The 4,241-nt window shown below is 36.9% G+C and carries 3 protein-coding genes; all 3 read right to left on the bottom strand.

Annotation, left to right across the window (positions count from 1 at the left end):
* Positions 1–110: 110 nt before the first annotated feature.
* The 3 genes from B2906_RS07515 to htpG all read right to left on the bottom strand — a co-directional run bounded on the left by B2906_RS07515 (position 111) and on the right by htpG (position 3,924).
* Positions 111–1,073, bottom strand: a complete 963-nt coding sequence (locus tag B2906_RS07515; protein ID WP_219957641.1) for a hypothetical protein — start codon at positions 1,071–1,073, stop codon at positions 111–113.
* A gap of 137 nt (positions 1,074–1,210) precedes the next feature.
* Positions 1,211–1,423 carry a hypothetical protein gene (locus B2906_RS07510; protein WP_219957640.1) on the bottom strand — a complete coding sequence of 71 codons (213 nt, stop codon included), beginning with the start codon at positions 1,421–1,423 and terminating at the stop codon, positions 1,211–1,213.
* 614 nt (positions 1,424–2,037) lie between these two features.
* Positions 2,038–3,924, bottom strand: a complete 1,887-nt coding sequence (gene htpG / locus B2906_RS07505; RefSeq protein WP_219957639.1) for a molecular chaperone HtpG — start codon at positions 3,922–3,924, stop codon at positions 2,038–2,040.
* Between the last annotated feature and the right edge of the window lie 317 nt (positions 3,925–4,241).

Here is a 4,241-nt window from a genome sequence, read left to right as displayed (position 1 = left end):
TTATTTAAGCGGTTAGGAACAATTTCACCTTGACACTAATTTACCAAAAGTTATTTTCAATAATACTTGATTTATTATATATGATTTTAGAAGACCCTAAAAAATAGTCGTTATAATAATACTTTTTTAAGATCGTAAAGCATAATTTTTTCATTAACCTTATCTATTCCAATTAGAAAAGATTCATCCTTATATACTTCTATATTACTTAAGTATTCGTCTACCAATAAATTAGCAACCAAATTCCCTTCCCAATCTATTACTTTAATTAATGGTTGAATTTCTTTTTGTTCTATTTCAACATTCAACTGATTATAATATAGACCATAAATATGATTAGGTGAAGAGGTAGAGTATTTGTAATATACAGGATAGGGAGGAAATGTTCCTTCTTCTTTCAATTTTGGATTCTCTGTTATATAATGATCCGATTCTCCAAGATAAGAATTTTCCAAATTTCCATTGAAGTCAAATATATCTATTCGATCAAAAGCATCCATAGAGGAAGCTATTTTTTTAGAACCTTCGTTGACATGTATATAAGAAAAATATAGAGAATAGAAATCAAATGGACTTAAGTTTTGGTCCAATACTTGAGGAAACAGGTCTGAAACCCAAGATGAATCCGCTTTTAAATTATAAAATTTAAGTCTCCCAAATTCTTTTGAATCAATACCAGGAGTTGATACAATAATTGAATCATTCAGAAAGGTTATTGATTGGCTTAACCCATGTTTACTATCAATGTCATAAGTATAGTCATAAACTTCAACTGAATCTTTTATAAGTCTATCAAGATTCAATAGTCGGACTCTATATTTAAAACCGTCATTCAAAACCAAATAATTTGTTCCATTTTTTGATAAAGTTTGACCATTTACTCTGATTGCCCCCCATTCATCAGGTCCTTCTCCAAATGGCGCAAATCTAGCAAGTGGTTTTTCTAGATTGGACTTATGATATAAAGCTAATCCATATCCTACCTTTTTATTCATTTTAAGAAGGACATAGTCTTGAAACGTGTAAAAACTAGAAACGCCTACTTCATCTTTTAATATCTCAATTCCATCCATTTTAATTAATGGGACCTCAATATTTTTAGAGTTCTTACATGAACAAATTATTATTATAAGCGCGATATATACTTTAAATTTTTTTCTCAAACCTATCGAAATTAAAAAAGAGCCCAAAAAATTGGGCTCCAAAATATTTAAACTGAACATTGTCTAGCATTTCCAAATGCCATTCTTCCCTCAACTTTTTCACAAGTTCCACAATCGTAATAATCAAAATCCTCGGCGTCACGTGACTGTGAGTAACAGTCTACAGTCCCACCTCCTCCAAGTGTCTGACCTATCACTGATGATGAGAAAGAAGTCGCAATAATGAGTGCAAATGCAATTACTTTTATTTTAGCTTTCATTTTTCCTAATTTTTAAGTGTTACATAATCTAATACTGCCATATCCTCTTCGCCCATCAACTTTTTGACAAGTTCCACAATCATAATAATCAAAGTCATCTTGAGTGTAGGATTGGGAGAAACACTCAACCGTATTGCCCCCTCCGCCCCCGAGGGTTTGGGAAAATACTTCAAAATGCCAAAAACAAATAAGGCATAGAATTAATAATACAGAGATTTTTTTCATTTGCTTTAAAGATTTAAAATTGATGTTTTTATTAAAAAGCCTCATCGATAAAAACTTGAACTAAACTTACCCCCCCATCCATAAAGTCAAGAATTTGACTAAAATTTTTTCAGATAGGCCCATAAGCAATTGATTATCAGCTATAAAAATTTATTTCTAGAAATATTTATATTTATAACTTCCTGAAATACAATTTATTAATAAACAACTGATTTTTAAGGTATGAAACACTAAAAATTGTGTATGAATAAAAAATCCCCGTCGGGTAGATGGGGATTGGGCTAACCTTTGAGTCCCGATTTCTATCGGGATTGAAACCCCAAGGTTTGAATATTTAGATAAGTAAAGAAGACCTTCGAGGTCTTGAAGACCTCAAAGGTCATCAAAGGTTAGATCAACTCTACACTTCTTTTAACAAATGCGGTGAGGTCCTTACCGGTTAGAAGTCCCTGAGACAGTTTCGCCAAGTCAAATGCTTGCTTGGCCAGTTGCAGTTGGGCTTCTTCTCCTTCAGCTTTCAAGATTTTATCGACCACTGGGTGATTGCCATTAATGGCTACTTTATAGCTATCCGGCATTTGTCCATAGAAACTCATCGGTCCTCCACCCGTCTGCGCCATGTCCTTCATTCTTCTCATCCACTCTTCCATCGTAATAGTCACTGGCATTTCTTCAGGACTCAAGCCTTCAATCTCCACTGTGTAGGATTTATTATCGATGGCTTTTTCGAAGAGCTCCTTCACTTGCTTGCTTTGATCTTCGGTAAGCAAATTCGCATAGCTATCTTCTTTCTGGATTAGTTTTTCCACTACATCCGCATCGACACGCTTGAGTTGAGTTTTCTCCAGCTTGGTCTCAATATGCTGGATAAAGTGGCTATCAATCGGAGAATCCAAAACCAACACATCATAGTCTTTCTTATTGGCAGAGGCAATAAAGCTGTCTTGCTTATCCACGTCTGTGGCATATAAGAAGATAGTCTGCTCGTTTTTATCCTTCTGGATAGTTTTCACCTTTTCGGTGTACTCATCCAGCGTGTAATACTCATCTTTGGTATTTTTGAGCAGGGTAAATTCTTTGCCTTTTTCATAGAATTTATCCTCTGAGATCATACCGTACTTCACAAAAAGTCCGATGTCATTCCACTTGGCTTCGTAGGCCTTTCTGTCCTTTTTATAAAGCTCAGAAAGCTTGTCCGCTACTTTTTTCGTGATGTAATTGTTGATTTTCTTCACATTTCCATCAGCCTGTAGGAAGCTTCGGGATACGTTGAGCGGAATATCAGGAGAGTCGATTACTCCATGCAAAAGCATCAAAAATTCAGGGACAATATCTTTCACCTCATCGGTAATGAAGACTTGGCGACTAAACAATTTGATTTTATTCCGCTGCAACTCGAATTCGTTTTTCACCTTCGGGAAGTACAAGACACCCGTTAAATTGAATGGGTAATCCACATTTAGATGAATCCAAAATAGCGGATCTTCACTCATAGGGTAAAGCTCCTTGTAGAAGGCCAGATAATCCTCGTCTTTGAGATCACTTGGGGATTTGGTCCAAATCGGGGAAGTGGTGTTAATGATATTGTCCACTTCAACGGATTTCCATTTCTTTTCTCCTTTATCATCGACCCCATCTTCTACGGATTCGGTTTTGGTGCCAAACTTGATCGGAACAGGCAGGAACTTGCAATATTTGTCCAGGATGCCTTGGAGCTTCCACTTGTCTAGGAATTCTTCTGAATCTTCATTGATATGAAGAACGATCTCTGTTCCGCGGTCTTTACGCTTACCCTTTTTGATTTCAAATTCAGTGCTGCCATCACAAGTCCAGATCGCCGGTTCAGCTCCCTCCTGATAGGAAAGCGTATGAATTTCCACTTTTTTGGCCACCATAAAAGCAGAGTAGAAACCCAAACCAAACTTACCAATGATCTCATTGGCGTCTTTGGCATCTTTGAATTTCTCCACAAATTCGGTGGCACCGGAGAAAGCAATCTGGTTGATGTACTTTTTGATCTCCTCAGCTGTCATCCCCAGGCCTTTGTCAGCGATGGTGATGGTTTTCTTTTTCTCATCAAAAGAAACCTCCACAGTGATGTCACCCAATTCTCCTTTGTACTGACCTAATGTCGCAAGGCGCTTGATTTTCTGAGTAGCATCTACGGCGTTGGATACGAGTTCACGGAGAAAAATCTCGTGATCGGAATACAAAAACTTCTTGATGATCGGGAAAATATTCTCGGTATGAATCGAGATGGTACCTTTTTCCTGCATGGGTATAAATCAGTTTGGTGAATACAATAATTGACATCATTGGATTATCAATGCCTGTTCCAAACCCAAAAAAGTGACAAGATGACAGATTTGAAAGTGAGAAGGTAGAAGCGAGAAGGATGAAGGAAATTGGGTGTACATCCCTAAATAACGTTGACCGTTTGGTTCAACATTCATTTATAAATTCCATCGGGCATATATGAGCCAGAGGTTCTTCTCTTGGGCAAACTACTTGGGGGCTCGATGCCCCCGAGTAGTTTTTCTTTCCTTCGGTATAAACATTCACCGTCGGTCTTTCTTGGGCAGGTAAATCTAGT

It is taken from the genome of Algoriphagus sp. UBA3586 (assembly GCF_002376385.1).
GTDB classification, from domain to species: domain Bacteria; phylum Bacteroidota; class Bacteroidia; order Cytophagales; family Cyclobacteriaceae; genus Algoriphagus; species Algoriphagus ornithinivorans.
The sequence above is the reverse complement of the archived record's forward strand: the minus strand, read 5'-3'. Positions and strand labels throughout refer to the sequence as shown.